The sequence below is a fragment of the Paraburkholderia sp. SECH4 genome, assembly GCF_030511745.1.
Lineage (GTDB): Bacteria > Pseudomonadota > Gammaproteobacteria > Burkholderiales > Burkholderiaceae > Paraburkholderia > Paraburkholderia madseniana.
The window spans coordinates 122179-141570 of sequence record NZ_JALOCP010000008.1 but is presented as its reverse complement, the minus strand read 5'-3'; the positions used below and the strand labels follow the sequence as shown (position 1 = coordinate 141570).

General features: G+C 62.5%; 14 protein-coding genes and 2 tRNA genes. 9 read left to right on the top strand and 7 right to left on the bottom strand.

Translation table 11 applies throughout. The annotated features are described in order from the left end of the window. Positions 1–33: 33 nt before the first annotated feature. The 4 genes from msrB (at position 34) to M0D67_RS14005 (ending at position 2358) form a co-directional block, all read left to right on the top strand. Positions 34–456, top strand: coding sequence for a peptide-methionine (R)-S-oxide reductase MsrB (msrB, locus tag M0D67_RS14020; RefSeq protein ID WP_154559245.1), 423 nt, complete (start codon positions 34–36; stop codon positions 454–456). A gap of 264 nt (positions 457–720) precedes the next feature. Next, positions 721–1251 carry a septation protein A gene (locus M0D67_RS14015; RefSeq protein ID WP_154559244.1) on the top strand — a complete coding sequence of 177 codons (531 nt, stop codon included), beginning with the start codon at positions 721–723 and terminating at the stop codon, positions 1249–1251. 1 nt (position 1252) lies between these two features. After that, positions 1253–1567, top strand: coding sequence for a BolA family transcriptional regulator (locus M0D67_RS14010; RefSeq protein WP_054042675.1), 315 nt, complete (start codon positions 1253–1255; stop codon positions 1565–1567). Between the two features lie 11 nt (positions 1568–1578). Further along, positions 1579–2358, top strand: coding sequence for a peptidylprolyl isomerase (locus M0D67_RS14005; RefSeq protein WP_154559243.1), 780 nt, complete (start codon positions 1579–1581; stop codon positions 2356–2358). 70 nt (positions 2359–2428) lie between these two features. On the opposite strand, the gene purL is transcribed toward M0D67_RS14005, so the two are convergent. Continuing rightward, positions 2429–6508: a phosphoribosylformylglycinamidine synthase gene (gene purL, locus M0D67_RS14000; RefSeq protein WP_171925719.1), complete on the bottom strand. Its 4080-nt coding sequence runs from the start codon at positions 6506–6508 to the stop codon at positions 2429–2431. A gap of 280 nt (positions 6509–6788) precedes the next feature. Between purL and M0D67_RS13995 the strand changes: the two genes are divergently transcribed. The 3 genes from M0D67_RS13995 (at position 6789) to pgi (ending at position 11748) form a co-directional block, all read left to right on the top strand. Next, complete coding sequence (locus M0D67_RS13995; RefSeq protein WP_154559241.1) at positions 6789–8087, top strand: FAD-dependent oxidoreductase; 1299 nt, start codon at positions 6789–6791, stop codon at positions 8085–8087. Positions 8088–8171: 84 nt separating this feature from the next. After that, positions 8172–9797, top strand: coding sequence for an NAD(P)H-hydrate dehydratase (locus M0D67_RS13990; protein WP_171925720.1), 1626 nt, complete (start codon positions 8172–8174; stop codon positions 9795–9797). A 328-nt stretch (positions 9798–10125) separates the two neighbouring features. Continuing rightward, positions 10126–11748: a glucose-6-phosphate isomerase gene (gene pgi, locus M0D67_RS13985; RefSeq protein WP_171925721.1), complete on the top strand. Its 1623-nt coding sequence runs from the start codon at positions 10126–10128 to the stop codon at positions 11746–11748. Positions 11749–11905: 157 nt separating this feature from the next. On the opposite strand, the gene M0D67_RS13980 is transcribed toward pgi, so the two are convergent. Further along, a complete protein-coding gene (locus tag M0D67_RS13980) occupies positions 11906–12592 on the bottom strand; it encodes an ABC transporter ATP-binding protein (protein ID WP_154559238.1) in 687 nt (228 codons plus the stop codon). Here M0D67_RS13980 and M0D67_RS13975 point away from each other — a divergent pair. Continuing rightward, on the top strand, positions 12591–13286 hold the full coding sequence (locus M0D67_RS13975; RefSeq protein WP_154559237.1) for an arylesterase: 696 nt from the start codon (positions 12591–12593) through the stop codon (positions 13284–13286). The genes M0D67_RS13980 and M0D67_RS13975 overlap by 2 nt on opposite strands. 116 nt (positions 13287–13402) lie before the next feature. Further along, complete coding sequence (locus M0D67_RS13970) at positions 13403–13744, top strand: hypothetical protein (RefSeq protein WP_168435613.1); 342 nt, start codon at positions 13403–13405, stop codon at positions 13742–13744. A gap of 136 nt (positions 13745–13880) precedes the next feature. Here M0D67_RS13970 and M0D67_RS13965 read toward each other — a convergent pair whose 3' ends face one another. The 5 genes from M0D67_RS13965 to lon all read right to left on the bottom strand — a co-directional run bounded on the left by M0D67_RS13965 (position 13881) and on the right by lon (position 19284). Then, positions 13881–15818 (bottom strand): SurA N-terminal domain-containing protein, encoded by a 1938-nt coding sequence (locus M0D67_RS13965; protein ID WP_266238941.1) that lies wholly within the window; start codon positions 15816–15818, stop codon positions 13881–13883. An 87-nt stretch (positions 15819–15905) separates the two neighbouring features. After that, positions 15906–15982: transfer RNA gene (locus tag M0D67_RS13960), tRNA-Asp, on the bottom strand. Between the two features lie 46 nt (positions 15983–16028). Next, positions 16029–16104: transfer RNA gene (locus M0D67_RS13955), tRNA-Val, on the bottom strand. A gap of 144 nt (positions 16105–16248) precedes the next feature. Beyond that, the gene (locus tag M0D67_RS13950) at positions 16249–16611 is read right to left on the bottom strand and encodes an HU family DNA-binding protein (RefSeq protein WP_266238940.1); all 363 of its coding nucleotides are present in this window, start codon (positions 16609–16611) and stop codon (positions 16249–16251) included. 252 nt (positions 16612–16863) lie between these two features. Beyond that, the gene (lon, locus tag M0D67_RS13945; protein ID WP_266238939.1) at positions 16864–19284 is read right to left on the bottom strand and encodes an endopeptidase La; all 2421 of its coding nucleotides are present in this window, start codon (positions 19282–19284) and stop codon (positions 16864–16866) included. Between the last annotated feature and the right edge of the window lie 108 nt (positions 19285–19392).

The window sequence follows — 19392 nt, the reverse complement described above, 5'->3', positions numbered from 1 at the left end:
CCCCAGAACAATCTTGAGACAGGAACCCCGACCATGAACAAGCCCGACGACCTCAACACCGGCGCCCCCGCCGTGCAGAAAGACGACGCCGAGTGGCGCGAACAGCTCTCCGACATCGAATACCAGGTGACGCGCCACGCGGCCACCGAGCGCCCCTTCACCGGCCGCTATCACGACCACTGGGACCGCGGCATCTATGACTGCGTCTGCTGCGGCACGCCGCTGTTCGAATCGGACACCAAGTTCGACGCCGGCTGCGGCTGGCCGAGCTACTTCAAGCCGATCAACGGCGAAGTGATCGCCGAGAAAACCGACCGCACGCACGGCATGCTGCGCATCGAAGTGCAGTGCAAGAACTGCGGCGCACATCTGGGCCACGTGTTCGAAGACGGACCGGCGCCGACCGGTCTGCGTTACTGCATCAATTCGGCTGCGTTACAATTCGAGCCCAAGTAACGCAGCGCGGAGTCCGGCGCCCGTTGAATGATGCGCGGCCGGCGTCTGTCATCAGGCGCGCGCCGGCCGCGACACCCTTCATCCGGCTTGCAAACCGGTCAACCCGGCGGTCGACCCGGGGCGGCAATCATGCTTCGAATGGCGCAACGCGCCGTTCCCGGCTGCCGCGGCGGGTTTTAAGCAGCATCCCTGCCGCCGGGCGCCCCGCGCCGCGTCCCCAATTCTCCGACTCTCCAACCCACTCTCCGAATTCCCGACCAGATAATGAAATTCCTGTTCGATCTGTTCCCGATCATCCTGTTCTTCGTCGCCTTCAAGATCTGGGGCATTTTCACGGCGACGGCAGTGGCGATCGTCGCCACGCTGGTGCAGATCGCGTGGGTGGCATTCCGCCACCGCAAGGTCGATCCGATGCTGTGGGTGAGCCTCGGCGTCGTCACCGTCTTCGGCGGCGCGACGCTCGTGCTGCACAACGACACGTTCATCAAATGGAAGCCAACCGTGCTGTACTGGGCGTTTTCGGTCGCGCTGATCATCTCGCAACTGGCCTTCAACAAGAACCTGATTGAAGCGATGATGGGCAAGCAGATCACGCTGCCGCACGCGATCTGGGGCAAGCTGAACATCGTCTGGGCGATTTTCTTCGTGCTGCTGGGGCTGGTGAACCTGTTCGTCGCGTACAACTACACGACCGACCAGTGGGTCAATTTCAAGCTGTTCGGCGCCACCGGGTGCCTGGTGGTATTCATCGTCGGACAGAGTTTGTGGCTGTCGAAGTATATGAAGGAAGAATGACATGACGAGCGATGTGTTCATGCACGCCACGACCGCCGAGCGCGCCGCGCTGATCGAGGCGCGCCTCACCGCGGCGCTCGCGCCGGTCGCCTCGATCCGGATCACGGATGACAGCGCGCAGCACGCGGGCCACGCGGGCGCGTCCGCCGGCGGTCATTTTTCTGTCACGATCGTGGCTGCCGCATTCGCCGGGAAAGCCCGCGTGGCGCGGCATCGCATGGTGTATGATGCGCTGGCCGATGCCATGCAGCGCGGCATTCACGCCCTTGCAATCACGGCGTATACGCCCGAAGAATTTGCTTTGTTGCCCCGCTAGGAAACCTTTCGATGACCTTGAAGAAAACCCGCCTTTGGGTATTGCTGGCTGCATTTGCGGCCGCACCTGCATTCGCACAGAACATCGCCGTCGTGAACGGCACGCCGATTCCGAAAGCACGCGCCGACGCGTTGATCGATCAACTGGTTCATCAAGGCCAGCAAAACACGCCGCAACTGCAAATGGCCGTGCGCGAAGAGCTGGTGAACCGCGAGATCCTGATGCAGGAAGCGCTGCGCCGCGGCCTGCCGAATCGTCCGGATATCAAGGCGCAAATCTCCGTCGCGCAACAAACCGTCGTGCTGCGCGCGCTGATCGAAGACTTCGTGAAGAACAACACGCCGACCGACGCCGAAGTCACCGCGCGTTACAACGCGCTGATCAAGGACGCGGGCGGCAAGGAATATCACCTGCACCACATCCTGGTCGACAACGAACAGCAAGCCAAGGATCTGATCGCCAAGATCAAGGCCGGCGCAAGCTTCGAAGACCTTGCCAAGCAATTCTCGAAGGACCCGGGATCGGGCAAGAACGGCGGCGATCTGGACTGGTCGGATCCGAAGGCCTACGTGCCTGAATTCGCGGACGCGGCCACGCATCTGCAGAAAGGCCAGATGACGGACACGCCGGTGCATACGCAATTCGGCTGGCACATCATCCGTGTCGACGACGTGCGCAACATCGCGCCGCCGCCGCTCGAGCAAGTGCGTCCGCAGATCGTGCAGCAAATCCAGCAGGAAAAGCTGCAGGCGTTCGAAGAAGGCCTGCGTAAGAACGCGAAGATTCAGTAAGCAGTTTTTGCGCTGCTGCGTCGGAACAAAAAAACCGCCCTCGGGCGGTTTTTTTGTTTCTGCGTGCGCTTCAACCCAACCAGCGACGTGCGTTCTGGAACACGCGCAGCCACGGGCTCGCGTCCGTGCTGCCCTCACCCCAACCTTCCGGATGCCAGCTCATCTGCACCGCGCGATGCACGCGCTCGGTGTGCGGCATCAGCACGCTGAAGCGGCCATCAGGCGTCGTAACCGACGTGATGCCATTTGGCGAACCGTTCGGGTTGAACGGATACTGCTCCGTTGCCTGCCCACGGTGATCGACGTAACGCATCGCCACAGCCACCTTCGACGCATCGCCTTGCTGCGAGAAGTCCGCATAACCTTCGCCGTGCGCAATCGCCACCGGAATGCGCGAGCCTTCCATGCCGGCGAAGAAGATCGACGGCGAAGCCTGCACTTCGACCAGCGAGAAGCGCGCTTCGAATTTCTCCGACTTGTTGCGCGTGAACTTCGGCCATGCTTCGGCGCCCGGAATCATCGACGCGAGGCTGCTCATCATCTGGCAGCCGTTGCAGATGCCCAGTGCGAACGTGTCTTCGCGGCCGAAGAACGCGGCGAACATATCGGCCAGTTGCGAGTTGAAACGGATCGCCTTCGCCCAGCCTTCACCGGCGCCCAGCGTATCGCCGTATGAGAAGCCGCCGCACGCCACCGCACCGGCGAAATCCGCCAGGTTGGCGCGGCCGGCCAGCAGGTCGCTCATGTGCACGTCGTGCGCGTCGAAGCCGGCGCGGTCGAATGCATAAGCCGTTTCGAGGTGCGAGTTCACGCCTTGCTCACGCAGGATCGCGACACGCGGACGTGCGCCCCTGCCGATGAACGGCGCTGCCACATCTTCCGAAGGATCGAACGTGAGAACCGGCGAGATGCCCGGATCGGCCGCATCGGAAAGCGCGTCGTACTCAGCATCGGCACAAGCCGGGTTGTCGCGCAGACGCGAAATACGCCAGCTCACTTCGCTCCACGCGCGATGCAATTCGGTACGCGGTGCGTCGTAGATCTTCTTCGCGTCGCGATAGATTTCGATCGTATCGCGCTCGTTGGTCTTGCCGATCACGTGCGAGCATGCCGACAGACCGTGTTCGCGCAATGCGCCCAGCACCGCGTCGCGGTCCGCTGCGCGCACCTGAATGACGGCGCCAAGTTCTTCGGTGAAGAGCGCGCGGATCGTGCGGTCTTCACGACGGCCACTGGTCTGCTTCGCCCAGTCTTTCGCATCGCCGAAATCGGATTCGTGGTTCGGATCGAGTATCAGCATGTCGACGTTCAGCGACACGCCGACGTGACCCGCAAACGCCATTTCGCAAACCGTCGCCCACAGGCCGCCGTCCGAGCGGTCGTGGTACGCGAGCAGCTTGCCGTCGCTATTGAGCGACTGGATCGCGGTGAAGAAACGCTTCAGATCTTCTGGATCGTCGACGTCCGGCACCGTGTCGCCGACCTGCTGCGTGACTTGCGCGAGAATACTGCCACCCAGACGATGCTTGGCGCGGCCAAGGTCGATCGCGATCAGCACGGAGTCGCCCACGTCGCCCGCGCTGCGCAGTTGCGGCGTGAGGTGCTTACGTACATCTTCGACCGGCGCGAATGCCGAGATGATCAGCGAGACCGGCGCGACGACTTCCTTCGCCACGCCACGGTCTTCCCACTTGGTGCGCATGGACAGCGAATCCTTGCCCACCGGGATGCTGATACCGAGTGCCGGACACAGCTCCATGCCAATGGCCTTGACCGTGTCGTACAGCGCGGCGTCTTCGCCCGCTGCGCCGCATGCGGCCATCCAGTTGGCCGACAGCTTGAGCTTATCGAGCGACGTGATCGGCGCCGCCGCGATGTTGGTGACCGCCTCGCCGACCGCCATGCGGCCTGACGCCGGTGCGTTGATCACGGCGAGCGGCGTACGCTCGGCCATGGTCATCGCTTCGCCGCGGAAGCCCGCGTAGTCCATCGTCGTAATCGCGACGTCGGCCACCGGCACTTGCCACGGGCCGACCATCTGGTCGCGCGCGGTCGTGCCGCCCACCGAGCGGTCGCCGATAGTGATCAGGAACGACTTGCTGGCCACCGTAGGGTGACGCAGTACGCTGACCGCGACTTCCGACAACGCGATGCCCGTAACATCCACCGGCTCGAGTTTCTGCTCGACGCGTTTGACGTCGCGATGCATGCGCGGCGCCTTGCCGAGCAGCACTTCCATCGGCATGTCGACCGGCTCGTGTGCGGCGTCCTCGTTCGATTCGGAATCGAGCACCTTCAACTGACGTTCAGCCGTAGCCGTGCCGACCACCGCGAACGGGCAACGCTCGCGCTCGCACATGGCTTCGAAGGCCGGCAGATCGGCCGGCGCAATCGCGAGCACGTAGCGCTCCTGCGCCTCGTTCGACCAGATTTCGCGCGGCGACAAACCGCTCTCTTCCAGCTGGATCTTGCGCAGATCGAAGATCGCGCCCTTGCTGGCGCCGTCCACGACTTCCGGAAACGCGTTCGACAGACCGCCCGCACCCACGTCGTGAATGCTAAGAATCGGGTTCTTCTCGCCGAGCTGCCAGCACGCATTAATCACTTCCTGCGCACGGCGCTCGATTTCCGGATTGCCGCGCTGGACCGAGTCGAAGTCGAGTTCGGCCGTGTTGGTGCCCGTCGCCATCGAACTGGCGGCGCCGCCGCCCATGCCGATGCGCATACCCGGGCCGCCGATCTGGATCAGGAGCGACCCTTCCGGCAGATCGTGCTTGTGCGTGTGTTGATCCGAAATATTGCCGATGCCGCCGGCGATCATGATCGGCTTGTGATAGCCGCGCACCAGACCCGCGACGTTCTGCTCGTAAGCGCGGAAATAGCCACCCAGATTCGGCCGGCCGAATTCGTTGTTGAACGCGGCGCCGCCAAGCGGGCCGTCGATCATGATTTGCAGCGGCGATGCGATGCGGTCAGGACGGCCGTAAGCTTCGTGCTTGTCGTCCGGGTTCCGGTGGGCCAGCGGCTGCGCGGCGTCACGGGCGTTTTCCCAGGCTTCGACGCCGTCCGGCAATTCCAGATTCGACACCGTGAAGCCCGCCAGACCCGCCTTCGGACGCGCGCCGCGGCCGGTCGCGCCTTCGTCGCGGATTTCGCCGCCCGCGCCGGTCGAAGCGCCCGGGAACGGCGAGATCGCGGTCGGGTGGTTGTGCGTTTCCACCTTCATCAAGGTGTGCGTCAGTTCGACGTTGCGGCGATAGTGCTCGGGCATCGCGCCGGGTTCAGCCGGCGTGCGCGGGAACCAGCGCTCAGCCACGCCGCCCGCCATGATCGCCGAGTTGTCCGAATAGGCAACGATGGTGCCTTGCGGGTTCAGCTTCTCCGTGTTGCGGATCATGTTGAACAGCGAGATGTCCTGCTTCTCGCCGTCGATCGTCCAGTCCGCGTTGAAGATCTTGTGACGGCAGTGTTCGCTGTTGGCCTGCGCGAACATCATCAACTCGACGTCGGTCGGGTTGCGGCCGAGTTTCGTGAAGGCGTCGACGAGGTAGTCGATTTCGTCGTCGGCGAGCGCGAGGCCCAGTTCCGTGTTCGCCGCTTCCAGCGCGCCACGGCCGTTGCTCAACACGTCGACGGTTTGCAGCGGCTTGGCCGGCAGTTCGTCGAACAGGTGCAGCGCGTGATCGCGCGAGGGCGCCACGCTCTCAGTCATGCGGTCGTGCAGCGCCGCGGCAACGGCCGCGCGGGCTTCGTCGGAGAGCGCCTTCTTGCCGCCCAGCAAACCGCTTTTCAGCGTGACCGTGTATTCGACACCGCGCTCGATACGGCGCACCTTCGTGAGACCACAGAGGTGAGCAATATCGGTTGCCTTGCTGGCCCACGGCGACACCGTGCCGAAGCGCGGCACCACGAGGAAGGTTTCGGCCGCGCCGCGCTCTTTGGTTTCTTCGAGCGGATCGCCGTAGTGCATCAGCGCTTCGATCTTCGCGTTGTCTTCCGCGGACAGCGGGGTTTGCGCGTTGACGAAGTGCAGATATTGCCCGCGCACGCCGGTGATGTTGGCGTCGATGCGCGTAAGCGTGTCGAGCAGGCGGGTTTGACGGAAATCGGAAAGGGCCGAAGCGCCGGGGAAACACGAGAAGTGGGCCATGGACTTGACGTTGCGTCGCTAATGATGCCGATGAGTCGCGCGTGAAGGCGACGTGAGGCGGAAAGGAAGTCCGAGATTATACCCCGGGAACGGCCTTCCAACGGGCGTCGCACCAGGGTTTTGGCGGGGTCTGCGTGGCCGGTCTGACGTTTTGACTGCTATCATTCGCCCTTTCACCAGATCGGCGCAGGCAGCCTGAGCAATCCCGGGCAGTGCGCCGCATGCCACGCTTAACGGGAACGCGGCGTTTCGGCGTCCCACCGGCAAATCGAATCAGATCATGGATGTCATCGTCATTGGCGGCGGGATTGTGGGCGTCGCCACCGCTTATCAACTGCGCGCGGCCGGTCACCGGGTATGCGTCGTCGAGCGCCACGCAACGGTCGCGCAAGGCGCGACCTATGGGCACGGCGGCACCGTGCTGCCGACCCCGCTCGACGTCTGGTTCGGCCCGACTTTCATGGCGAGCCGTCAGGGCGCCAAAAACGGCGTGATCAGCAAGACCGGCTTCAACGGGCCGGCGCGCCAGTTCATCAAGCAACTGGCCGCTTTGCAGGAGCCGGAGGCGTTCAGCCGCCAGTACGCGCGGCTGCGTCCGTTGATCGAAGCATCGCGCGAGGCGATGGCCGACGTCGAAGCGCGCTTCGGGCTGGAATTCGAGCAGGCGAGCGGCCTGCTCTATCTGGTGCGTTCCGAGCAGGAATGGCAGCAGACCCAGACCGCGCTCGAGCTGCTGCGCCAATACGAAGTCCCGCACCATGTGCTCACGCCGGCCGAATGCGCCGCGTTCGAGCATTCCGTGCGGACCGAGCCGGAATTCGCTGGCGGCGTGCTGTTCGACCACGAGCGCACGGCCAACTGCCCGCTTTTCGCGAAACTGATCAAGCAAACCCTCGATACCCAGGGCGGCGTGCAATTCATGCTGGGCTGCGAAGTCTCGGCGATTCGCCTCGAAGGTCAGCGTGCCGCGGTGGAACTGGCGCCACGGCCTGGCATGGCATCGCGTTCACGCGAAGTCGACGTGATCAACGCCGATGCGATCGTCGTCGCTGCAGGTTACGGCAGTCTGCCGCTGCTCGAACGGCTGGGGCTGCGGCTGCCGTTGCATCCGCTGCGCCTGCATAACCTGGTGGCGCCGATCGCCCATGAGGAATGCGCACCGCACGTCGCGATTGTCGACGCGGTCAAGCGGATTACGGTCAGCCGCATGAATCATCGCCTGCGGGTTGCGGGCGGCGCGGTTTTGCAAAGTGCTGGGCAGATCGACAAGCCGCTCGGCGAAGCGTTGACTAAGGAAGCGCTGGCGCTGCTGGGCCAGGCGACTCACGACTGGATTCCGGGCGCTGCCCGGATCTCTGCGGCCTTGCCGTGGGAAGGCGTAAAGCTGCTGTCGCCGGACGGAATGCCTGTGATCGGCAATGCGCTTCATCCGCGTCTGTTCGTGAACGCCGGCCACGGGCCGGCCGGTTGGGGTCTGGCATGCGGGGCAGGCAAGCTGATCGCCGACCTGATCTCGGACAAGACCCCCGACGTTCCCGCGGACACGCTGGCTGCGCTGCGCGCGGACCGATTCCAGTAAATGGCGCGGCGGGAGCATATCGGCACTACCATAGTGGCTCCCAACGCTTCCTCACCTTGCCCAAGGTGAACTCCAAGCCTCGCCATGACAGTGCCCGAATCCACGCTCCCGACATTAATCAGCCCGCACAACCGCGCGTTGCCGCTGCTCACGCTAACCGACCTGCGAATCCTTGAAACCCAGGCCGCGGCGGCACTGCCTCAGCACACCCTGATGTCTCGCGCCGGCAAAGCAGCCGCGAGCTACCTGCAAGAGCTGATCACCCGCGACACATCGATCGAAAAATCGAAGCACAAGGTATGGGTCGTAGCAGGCCCGGGCAACAACGGCGGCGACGCATTGATCGTGGCCGCGGAGCTACGCCGCGCAAGTATCGCCGTAGATCTTTGCATGCCGCTTGAAGTCAAGCCGGACGACGCCCGCTGGGCGCTCGACACCGCCCGGGCCGCAGGCGTAGCCATTACATCGACACCGCCGGCTTCGCTGGAAAGCTATACATGGCTGGTGGACGGCATGTTCGGCATCGGTCTGACCCGCCCTCTGGAGGGCGTCTTTGCTGCCATCGCCCGCCAGCTCTCACAACGCACGAAAGCAAAGTCCAGAAAAGGCGGCGTCCTGGCGCTCGATACGCCAAGCGGCCTCGACAGCGACACCGGCACGGTCGTCGGCGAAAAACAGGGGCAAGGCGGGGGGCAAGGCGAAAGCCAGAACGACAGCACCGCAGTCCACGCCACCCACACGATCACCTTCATCGGCGCAAAGCCCGGCCTCTTCACGGCGCAGGGCCGCGATCTTGCCGGCACGGTAACCGTGGCGCCGATCGGCATTGACAGCACCACCCGCACGGCCGTGCAACTCAACGCGCCGGCGCTGTTCGCCGACTTTCTTCCGCCGCGCGACTTTGCCACCAACAAGGGCACCTTCGGCAGCCTCGCCGTGGTCGGCGGCGACACCGGCATGTGCGGCGCGCCGATCCTCGCCTCGCGCGCGGCGCTCTACACCGGTGCGGGCAAAGTGCACGTTGCCTTGCTCGGCGACGGCGCCCCGCCCTACGATCCGCCGCATCCCGAACTGATGCTGCATGCGATCGACGATCTGCCGCTCGACAAAATGGACGCGCTCGCCGTCGGTTGCGGCATGGGTCTGCGCGACATCGCCACGCGTGTCATGCACGACGTGCTGACGCTCGACGTACCCAAACTGTTCGACGCCGACGCGCTCAATCTGATTTCGGCAGACTCATCGCTCGCGGCCGAAGTCACCGCGCGCGGCGTACAAGGTGATCCCTGCGTGCTCACGCCGCATCCGTTGGAAGCCGCGCGCCTGCTCGGCACCAATGCGCGAAGCGTGCAACGCGACCGCCTCGCCGCAGCGCGGGCACTAGCCGCGCGTTTTGCCGCGGTAGTCGTGCTGAAAGGCACGGGCACGGTTATCGCCGCGCCGGACGGCCGCGTCGCGATCAATCCGACCGGCAATGCCGCACTCGCGACAGGCGGCACCGGCGACGTGCTCGGCGGCATCATCGGCGCACTGCTTGCCCAGCATCTGCCGCGTTACGAAGCCGCACTGGCAGGCGTCTACCTGCACGGCCTCGCCGCCGACACGCTCAGCGCGCAAGGCCACGGCCCAGCCGGTTTGACGGCGGGTGAACTCACCCCGATGGTGCGAACTTTGCTAAACCGTATGTTCTATCCGGCAACGGGTGGATGATTCAGCGGGTGAATGAAGCGCCCCATGCAGCGCCTCAAACGGGGTGTCCTGAACGTGGCGCCCCATCCCACAGTTTGCATGGGACTCCCAAACCGCTGCCACCCGTCACACAACGCCGTTATACTGATTGACTGCGCCGCGCGTCGGGTTCATCGCGGGTTACGGCGAAATTTCGGTGAGCCGTTCGATTCCGGGCGGACTCGCGAAGTTTCCCCGTAACCCACCGCGAACCCCACCGCGCGGCATCGCTCTAACAGCATCGTTGCATCATCCTCGGCAGCGCTTCACGCGCGCGCCTTTCTTCGTGCCCCTTCGTTAGACGGACGCTATGACGCAGAACTCGCTCCCCTCCTGGTCCTCGCTGCAAACGCATTACGAGAAGATTCGCGATGCGCACATGCGCGACTGGTTCGCCCCCGAGAACGATCCCGCCCCTACCCGTGCTGAGCGCTTTGCGTTCGCGGGCGGCGGTCTCGCGGCCGATTTTTCGAAGAACCGCATCACCGACGAAACCCTGAAACTGCTGGTGCAACTCGCGCGCGAAGCCGGCGTCGAGAAGCGCCGCGACGCGATGTTCGCGGGCGAAGTCGTCAACCCGACCGAAGGCCGCGCCGCCTTGCACACCGCGCTGCGCGCCACTGATCCGAAAGCACCGTTCCATGCGGAAATCCTGGCCGAACGCGCCAGGATGGCCGCGTTCGCCGACAAGGTCCGCAGCGGCGAGTGGACCGGCTACACCGGCAAGCGGATTCGCTACGTCGTGAACATCGGCATCGGCGGCTCGGACCTCGGGCCGAAGATGGTCGTGCACGCGCTGCATCATCTGGCTACGCCCGAGATCACCACGCACTTCGTGTCGAACGTGGACGGCGCGGATCTGTACAACGTGATGCAGATGATCGACCCCGAAGAGACGCTTGCGATCATCGTCTCCAAGACCTTCACGACGCTCGAAACGATGACCAATGCGCGCTCGCTGCGCGACTGGTTCATCGAGAAAGGCTGCCCGGAGAGTGCGCTGGCGAAGCACTTCGTCGGCGTGTCGGCGAACCCGGCCGAGGTGGTCAGGTTCGGCATCGCGAAAGAGAATGTGTTCGAGATGTGGGACTGGGTCGGTGGGCGTTATTCGCTGTGGTCGGCAGTGGGTCTGTCGATCATGATCGCGATCGGGCCGAAACAGTTCGACGAACTGCTGGCCGGCGCCAACGAGATGGACCAGCATTTCCGCGACGCGCCGCTCGAGAAGAATCTGCCGGTGCTGCTCGGCATGATCGGCATCTGGTATCGCAACTTTTTCGGCTCGCAAAGCTATCTGGTCGCGCCATATTCGGAAGCGCTGCATTTCCTGCCGTCGTATCTGCAACAGCTCGAAATGGAGAGCAACGGCAAGTCGGCGCGTCTCGATGGCGCAATGGTCGACTATCCGACCGCTGCCGTGACCTGGGGCGAACCGGGCACGAACGGTCAGCATGCGTTTTTCCAGATGCTGCACCAAGGTCCGACGATCGTGCCGATCGACTTCATCGCCGTGTTGACGCCGGAGCATCCGCTCGTCAGTCATCATCCGAAGCTGCTGGCGAACTGCTTCGCGCAAAGCGAAGCGTTGATGCTGGGTCGCACGCTCGAAGAAGCGAAGAAGGTTGCCGGTGCGGACAAGCCGGAACTGGCACCGCATCTGGTGTTTCCGGGCAACCGCCCGACGAGCACACTGCTGGTCGATGCACTCACCGCGCGTTCGCTCGGCGCATTGATCGCGCTGTACGAGCATAAGGTGCTGGTGCAGGCATCGGTATGGGACATCAACCCGTTCGATCAATGGGGCGTCGAATTGGGCAAGATCCTCGGCAAGGTGGTCGAGGCGGATTTGACGTCGGCAAGCGTCGATGAAAAGAAGCATGACTCGTCGACGTCAGCGTTGATCGCGCGGGCGCGTGCTGCCTTGAAGCGATGAGCGTAAGCGGCGCGCTTGCCCGTGCCGCATGCGCTGATTGCTCACGCGCGCGTGGTTAGCGGCGTTGCGTTATCAAGTTGCAGAGATGAAAAGCAAAGCGGGCCCCTGTGGCCCGCTTTGCTTTGTACGAACGAGTGACGCGCGGCTGGCACGCTTCTCAGGCCAGACGTCCCGCTTCGATGGTCACCGTCGTATCGCAGCGGCGCGCCAGCTCGATGTCGTGCGTGACGAGGATCAACGTGGCGCCGTTCGCGCGGTTCATCTCGAACATCAAATCGATCACCGCGTGACCGGTGGCGGCATCGAGACTGCCGGTCGGCTCGTCGGCGAACAGGATCGCCGGATGGGTGACAAAGGCCCGCGCGAGCGCGACCCGTTGCTGTTCGCCGCCCGACAGCAGCTTCGGATAGTGCCCGGTGCGCTTGGCGAGCCCCACCTGCTCCAGCAATCCGCGCGCACGCGCCGCGGCCTCGCGCGTACCGATGCCGCCTTGCAGTTCGAGCGGAAGGGTGACGTTTTCGAGCGCCGTCAAATGCGGCATCAGTTGAAACGACTGGAACACGAAACCGACCGAACCGCTGCGCAACGCAGCGCGCTCGTCTTCGTCCAGTTCGGTGAGTTCGCGGCCGAGCAGCCGAACCGAGCCCGAGCTCGCACTGTCCAATCCTGCGAGCAAGCCGAGCAGCGTAGACTTGCCCGACCCGGATGCACCGACGATCGCCACACTGCTGCCGGCATCGATAGCAAGATCGATGTCCTCGAGAATCGTCAGTTCGCCTGTTGCATCCTTAACCTTCTTGCACAAACCCCGCACTTCAATGACTGGATCAGTTTTGTTTAGCATGGTGAAGCGTAGGTTGAAAGTGCGCGCCGTAGCGACGGCGCTGACTACTGCATTCGGCCCGGCCGTGCTGGCCGCAACCCTGTTTTCATTGCCCTTCCCAGCCCATGCGGCCAACCCGCCCGAACAGGCCAAGCCGGTGATCGTCGTGCTCGGCGACAGCATCTCCGCCGAATACGGCTTGCCCCGCGACACTGGCTGGGTTGCCTTGATGCGCCAGCGCCTCACCGATGAGCGAATCGATTATAGCGTCGCCAATGCGAGCATCAGCGGCGACACCACGAGCGGTGGCCGGGCCCGCCTGCCGGCGCTCCTGCAACGGCTCAAGCCGAGTATCGTGATCGTCGAGCTCGGCGCCAACGATGCATTGCGCGGCGTGCCGCTCGCCACAACCGAAGACAACCTGCGCACGATCATCGAGCAGGCTCAACAAGGCCACGCGAAGGTCGTGCTGGTCGGCATGTATGTACCACCCAATTACGGCCCCGACTACACGCAAAAGTTCCACGGCCTGTACGGCGAACTCTCGAAGCAATTGCGCGTGCCGTTGGTGCCCTTCCTGCTGGCCGGCATCGCCGACAAACCGGAGATGTTTCAGGCGGATCAGATCCATCCCACGCAGCAGGCACAGCCGGTGCTACTCAACAACGTGTGGCCGGCTATCAAGCCACTCCTTCGCGCAAGTTCGCCGCACTGAAAAGCTCGCTAACAACTTGTTTCCGGTAATTGGGGAGCGCGGATCGGCAAGATCGCTCCGACTTTCGTAATCCCGCGCAACCCGGCTCGATTCTGAGCGACTTCTGAGGAGATAACGTGAAATATTTACCGTTAATCGCTTTGACCGTGGCAATTTCTGCATCCGCCGCTCAACCGCCTGTCGGCGTCCAATCCGTGGGCCAAAGCCAGCAGCCGCCGAAGGCCGTCGCTACGTGCATCGCGCACAAGTGGGCCGATAGCTCGCAACAGCAAGTCGTGTCGCAAGACATCATGGCTAACGACCAGGCAATGGATGTCTATATGCCGGGTCAGCAGCCGCCTAACGGCGCAGCAGCCGTCGTGCGGCCCTCCTACACCGGCCCGGGTTCATGGGTCGGCTTCCGCGCCAATGGCGCTGCGGGCAGCGATGCCACCAGTTCGATCAGCGCTTGCCTCTAGGCGGCTGACGGCATAACAAGCCGCGCTCCCAAGCAGAACGTTTGACGCGCTTGCACTCGTCAAATAAAAATGCCCCGCAATTGCGGGGCATTTTTGTAGCTGCGCGCTTTACCTGTTTGCGCGCTCGCGCGAGTGCTTATTCGCCGCTCGCCTGCGCATTGCTGCTGTCGAGCGAGCCGTAGAACTTCACCTTCGAACGGGTACGCAGCGCCTCGACGTAAGCCTCGGCGTCGGATTGCGCATCGACTTGCGCAATCTGCTGCTGCGCAGCAGCCAGACGCTGCGGATCGATCGGGGCGCTTGCAACGACCGCGTTCACGCGATAGATCGCATAGCCGTCATCGCCGAGGTCCACACCGACGTACGCAGGTAACTTTTGCGCGTCTGCTTTGTAGATTGCACTCAATGCATCCGGCGGCACGCCTTGTGCGTCGTTGCGCGAAACCTTCAGCGGCGACGAGAAGCCCGTTGTGGCCTTCGACTTGTCGAACTCCGCCAGCTTCGCGATACCTTCCTTGTGAGCGGCCTCGTTCGACTGAACCGCGATCACTTTCTGACGCACTGCGTCCTTGACCGCGTCGAGCGCCGGCACGGCTGCAGCCTTGTAATCGGTCACGTGCGCCGCGATCAGCGTGTTACCGCCAACGTCGATCGCTTGCGTGTTGTTACGCGCAGTGACCGCATCGCTCGCGAACACGGCAGCCAGGAACTTCGCGTTTTTCAGCGGGCTGTCAGGCGGCAGCTTCGGATCCGGCTGCGGCGTGACGGTGGCCGTTTGCAATTGCAGCTTGTACTTGTCAACGGCGGGCTGCAGGCTCTTCGCCTTCTCGTAAACGATTGACGTGAAGCCTTCCGAGTCGTCGCCGAATGCCTTGCTGGCCAGTTGCGTTTTCAGGTCTTTCGCGATCTGATCTTTCACTTCGTCGAACGGCTTGGTGACGGCTGGCTTCACGTCCGTGACCTTGACGATGTGATAGCCGAAGTCGGTCTGCACGATGCCGCTAACTTCGTCTTTCTTGAGACCGAACACGGCGTCGTCGAACGCCTGGCCGCCAGCGATCATGCCGCGACCGAAGTAACCCAGATCACCGCCCTTCGACGCCGAACCCGGATCCTGCGAATTCTGCTGCGCGATCTGCGCGAACTGGTCCGGATGTGCCTTGACCTGTGCGAGCACCTCGTCGGCCTTCTGCTTTGCCTTGGCCCTGTCAGCCGCGCTTGCATCTTTCGGCGCGGCGATCAGGATGTGGCTCGCGCGCACCTGGCCGTCCGTGCGGTAATGCGCGACGTTGTCGTCGTAGTACTTTTTCAGATCAGCGTCGCTCGGCTGCACGGCAGCAGACAACGTTGCCGTCGACATCACAAGGTACTGGATCGTTGCCGTGGCGGGCGTGGCGAAATCGTTGCGATGCGCATCGTAATAGGCCTGCAGTTGCGCATCCGTGGGCTGCACCTTCGCTGCATAGTCGCGCGGATGGAACGCAATACCCTGCACTTCGCGCTGCTGTTCGGCGAGCTCGGTGAGATGCTGTGCGAGAGTCTTCGACGTGAAGGCGCTGCCTTGAATGCTTGCCGGCAACTGCTGCGTAGCAATGCTGTAACGCACACGTTCGTCGTATTGATCGGGCGTCATGCCTTGCATCGCGAGCAACTGCTTGTAGCGGTCGACGTCGATCGAGCCGTCAGGATTCTTCAGCGACGAGATCACCGGATCGTTCAGCAGCACACGGCGCACGGCGTCGTCAGACGCGGTCAGATGCAGGCGCTGTGTTTCGTCAGCCAGCACGCGCTGCTCGATCAGACCGTCGAGCATTTCGCTACGGCGCGCAGGTGTATCGAACGACTTCATGTCGAACTGCGCACCGAGCATTTGACGGGCGCGGTCAAGCTGCTGACGCATCGCGTTGTCATACTCTGCGCGAGTAATCTTGTGGCCGTTGACGCTGGCGACGTTTGCACTTTCGTCAAAGAAGCCGCGGAAGCCTTGGATACCCACAAAACCCAACCCCGGCACAATGACGAGGATGAGCATGAACATCATCAGGCGTTTGTGATTGCGGAAAAAATCGAGCATGCGTGAAGGAGTGCCAAAAACAGAACGCCCGATCTTACAACAGCGGGCAATAAAAAAGGCGAACCGGAGTTCGCCTTTCGTGGATACTGGCGGAGTGGACGGGACTCGAACCCGCGACCCCCGGCGTGACAGGCCGGTATTCTAACCGACTGAACTACCACTCCTTATACTGCACTGCACTAAACAGAACCACTGAGCCGAATCTGAAACTGGTGGGTGCTGAGAGGCTCGAACTCCCGACCTACGCCTTGTAAGGGCGCCGCTCTACCAACTGAGCTAAGCACCCGTTTCGCGATTCAGCGTGCTCCTGCTTTTGCTGCCTGATTGATCAACTTGCGCATCAACTAGTGCGACGCAAAGTCACACTAGTCACACAGAATTCGTCGCACTTCTTTCTAACGAACCTGCAATTCCTCAAGCAGCAAGCCCATTAGTTTAGCGCATCCTTCAGAGCTTTGCCAGGCCTAAATTTAGGGACCTTCGCTGCCTTGATCTTGATGGCGGCGCCGGTGCGCGGATTGCGGCCCGTACGCGCGGTACGCTTGCCCACGGCAAAGGTACCGAAACCCACCAGCGTCACCGAACCACCTTTCTTCAACGTACCTTTGACCCCACCGATCACCGCGTCGAGTGCACGGCCTGCCGCGGCCTTCGAAATATCGGCTTGCTGCGCAATGTGATCGATCAATTCCGTTTTATTCATTCCAACCCCCGAGAATGTTTGTGGCAATCGTGACGGCGCTCTGTAGCGCCTGGCATCACGCGGCCGGCGGGTCACGCCGGGCCGACTCATTAGAATTGGCCGAAACCCTTGTGTCAAGCGGGGTTGAGCCTGACTTAAGCGGTTCTGGAGGGCGCCCTCTGTCACCAAATCTTGCTATAGATGGATGCGCGCACAACCAGTCAGCGGCTGAAAGCGTCCTTTACTCAAAAGGTGGGATTACGTGCGTTCCAGACGTAACTTCCGGCATCTCGCAGGCAATAAAAAACCCGCGACCGAGGCCGCGGGTTTTTATACAGCAAACAGCTTTCGTCGCCGACTAGCTTAGTGTTTCACGACTTCCGTTGCACCGGCGTCTTTGCCCGGCTCAGCCGCCGCGACAGGCGCAGCAGGCTTGGGCTCTTCGTCCGGCAACGCCTGCGGCACACGTTCGAGCGCCAGTTCGAGCACCCTGTCGATCCAACGGACCGGCATGATTTCGATGGCGTTCTTCACGTTGTCCGGAATCTCCGTCAAGTCCTTGACGTTTTCTTCCGGAACCAGCACCAGCTTGATACCGCCGCGATGCGCTGCCAGCAATTTTTCCTTCAGGCCGCCGATCGGCAGGACTTCGCCACGCAACGTGATTTCGCCCGTCATCGCGACATCGGCACGAACCGGAATACCGGTCAACACCGACACCAGCGCGGTCGTCATCGCGATACCGGCCGAAGGACCGTCCTTCGGCGTCGCGCCTTCCGGCACGTGAATGTGAATATCCTGCTTCTCGAACGCTTCATCCTTGATACCCAGACGGCGCGAACGCGAGCGGACCACCGAGCGCGCAGCTTCGACTGATTCCTTCATCACGTCGCCGAGCGAACCCGTGCGAATCACATTGCCCTTACCCGGCATCACCGCGGCTTCGATGGTCAGCAGATCGCCGCCCACTTCCGTCCACGCAAGACCCGTGACCTGGCCAACCTGATTTTCCTTCGCGGCCAGACCGAAGTCGTACTTGCGCACGCCGAGGAAGGTGTCGATATTGCTGCCGTCGACCGTCACCCCCCCCCCCCCCCCCCCCCCCCCCCCCCCCCCCCCCCCCCCCCCCCCCCCCCCTTCACGCTCGAGCGAACGCACGCCCGCTTCACGCGTGTAGTAACGAATAATGTCGCGGATCGCGGTTTCCGTAACATCGACCTCGCCATCCTTGAGGCCGTTGTTCTTCTTCTGCTTGGGCAAAAGATAACGTTGCGCGATGCTGACCTTCTCGTCTTCCGTATAACCCGACAGACGGATCACTTCCATCCGGTCGAGCAGCGGCGGCGGAATGTTCAACGAGTTCGACGTTGCCACGAACATCACGTCCGACAGATCGAAGTCGACTTCGACATAGTGATCGGCGAACGTATGGTTCTGTTCCGGATCAAGCACTTCCAGCAGAGCCGAGGACGGATCGCCACGGAAATCCTGGCCCATCTTGTCGACTTCGTCGAGCAGGAAGAGCGGATTGCGCACGCCGACCTTGGTCAGGCTTTGCAGAATCTTGCCGGGCATCGAACCGATGTACGTACGACGGTGACCGCGAATCTCGGCTTCGTCGCGCACGCCGCCGAGCGCCATACGCACGAACTTGCGGTTCGTAGCGCGAGCGATCGACTGACCCAGCGACGTCTTACCGACACCCGGAGGCCCAACGAGGCACAGGATCGGCGCTTTCACCTTGTCGACACGTTGCTGGACCGCGAGATACTCGAGAATGCGTTCCTTCACTTTCTCGAGACCGAAGTGGTCTTCGTCGAGCACGCGTTCCGCATTCGAGAGGTCGTTGTTGACCTTGCTCTTCTTGCGCCACGGCAAGCCGATCAGCGTATCGATGTAGTTACGCACGACGGTCGCTTCAGCCGACATCGGCGACATCAGCTTGAGCTTCTTCAGCTCGGCGTCGGCCTTCTTCTTGGCTTCCTTCGGCATGCGCGCGGCCGTGATGCGCTTCTCGAGTTCCTCGAGATCCGCACCTTCTTCGCCTTCGCCCAGTTCCTTCTGGATCGCCTTGACCTGTTCGTTCAGGTAGTACTCGCGCTGGCTCTTCTCCATCTGGCGCTTCACACGCCCACGGATGCGCTTTTCGACCTGTAGGATGTCGATCTCGGCTTCGAGTTGCGCGAGCAGATGCTCGAGGCGCTCGATGACCGGGAACATTTCGAGGATGTGCTGCTTCTGGTCGAGCTTGAGCGGCAGATGCGCCGCGATCGTGTCGGCCAGCCGGCCAGCCTCGTCGATGCCCGACAGCGACGTCAGGATCTCCGGCGGGATCTTCTTGTTCAGCTTTACATATTGGTCGAACTGCGACACGATCGCGCGGCGCAGCGCTTCAGTTTCAGCGCTGTCGGCGTGGTCGGGTTCGAGCGGCATGACTTCGCACGAGAACTGCGTTTCCTGTTCTTCGATGGAAAGCGTTTTCGCGCGCTGCAAGCCCTCGACGAGCACCTTAACGGTGCCATCGGGCAGCTTCAGCATTTGCAGGATGTTGGCGATACACCCTACTTCGTACATGTCCTTTTCGGTCGGCTCATCTTTCGCAGCCGTTTTCTGGGCGACGAGCATGATGTGCTTGCCGCCTTCCATCGCTGCTTCAAGAGCCTTGATCGACTTCGGGCGGCCTACGAAGAGCGGAATCACCATGTGCGGGAAGACGACTACGTCACGCAGCGGGAGCAGCGGGAGCGTAATGCGTTCCGGCGGAAGGAGTTGGGTTCCTGACATTTCATTTCCCCATGAGTGGAATCAGTTCGTTCGATAGGTGAGGCCAGCAGAAAAGATTGCAAGCCTCCGCGTGTGGGAAAAGTTCAGTGACTCCGAAGGTTCAGTGAC

Excerpts from the sequence above, each read along its gene's own strand:
- msrB (WP_154559245.1), top strand. The coding sequence starts at position 34 with ATGAACAAGCCCGACGACCTCAACACCGGCGCCCCCGCCGTGCAGAAA.
- M0D67_RS14015 (WP_154559244.1), top strand. The coding sequence starts at position 721 with ATGAAATTCCTGTTCGATCTGTTCCCGATCATCCTGTTCTTCGTCGCC.
- M0D67_RS14010 (WP_054042675.1), top strand. The coding sequence starts at position 1,253 with ATGACGAGCGATGTGTTCATGCACGCCACGACCGCCGAGCGCGCCGCG.
- M0D67_RS14005 (WP_154559243.1), top strand. The coding sequence starts at position 1,579 with ATGACCTTGAAGAAAACCCGCCTTTGGGTATTGCTGGCTGCATTTGCG.
- purL (WP_171925719.1), bottom strand. The coding sequence starts at position 6,508 with ATGGCCCACTTCTCGTGTTTCCCCGGCGCTTCGGCCCTTTCCGATTTC.
- M0D67_RS13995 (WP_154559241.1), top strand. The coding sequence starts at position 6,789 with ATGGATGTCATCGTCATTGGCGGCGGGATTGTGGGCGTCGCCACCGCT.
- M0D67_RS13990 (WP_171925720.1), top strand. The coding sequence starts at position 8,172 with ATGACAGTGCCCGAATCCACGCTCCCGACATTAATCAGCCCGCACAAC.
- pgi (WP_171925721.1), top strand. The coding sequence starts at position 10,126 with ATGACGCAGAACTCGCTCCCCTCCTGGTCCTCGCTGCAAACGCATTAC.
- M0D67_RS13975 (WP_154559237.1), top strand. The coding sequence starts at position 12,591 with ATGGTGAAGCGTAGGTTGAAAGTGCGCGCCGTAGCGACGGCGCTGACT.
- M0D67_RS13980 (WP_154559238.1), bottom strand. The coding sequence starts at position 12,592 with ATGCTAAACAAAACTGATCCAGTCATTGAAGTGCGGGGTTTGTGCAAG.
- M0D67_RS13965 (WP_266238941.1), bottom strand. The coding sequence starts at position 15,818 with ATGCTCGATTTTTTCCGCAATCACAAACGCCTGATGATGTTCATGCTC.
- M0D67_RS13950 (WP_266238940.1), bottom strand. The coding sequence starts at position 16,611 with ATGAGTCGGCCCGGCGTGACCCGCCGGCCGCGTGATGCCAGGCGCTAC.
- lon (WP_266238939.1), bottom strand. The coding sequence starts at position 19,284 with ATGTCAGGAACCCAACTCCTTCCGCCGGAACGCATTACGCTCCCGCTG.